Annotated in this window: 1 pseudogene; it reads left to right on the top strand. The window is 63.8% G+C overall.

Annotated features, from left to right (window positions below):
• Nucleotides 1–329: pseudogene (locus tag JYB63_RS22715) on the top strand (radical SAM family heme chaperone HemW); the annotation flags it as partial.

Here is a 329-nt window from a genome sequence, read left to right as displayed (position 1 = left end):
ACGACGATGCGCTGTGGGACATCTTCGAGCGCGGCCACCAGTTGCTGAGCGCCGCCGGCTATCAGCAGTATGAAACCTCGGCCTACGCCAAGCCGGGCTACCAATGCCAGCACAATCTCAACTACTGGCGCTTCGGCGACTATCTGGGGATCGGCTGCGGCGCGCACGGCAAGGTGACCTTCAGCGACGGACGCATCCTGCGCACCGCCAAGACCAAGCACCCGCGCGGCTTTATGCGCGGCGACTACATGGACAAGCAGCATGAGGTGGCGGCGGCGGATCGGCCGTTCGAATTCTTCATGAACCGCTTCCGCTTGCTGGAAGCCGCG

The sequence above is a fragment of the Aliamphritea spongicola genome (assembly GCF_017051665.1).
Classification (GTDB): Bacteria; Pseudomonadota; Gammaproteobacteria; order Pseudomonadales; family Balneatricaceae; genus Amphritea; species Amphritea spongicola.
Note: the sequence above shows the minus strand (reverse complement) of the source record. Positions and strands in the feature narration are given on the sequence as shown.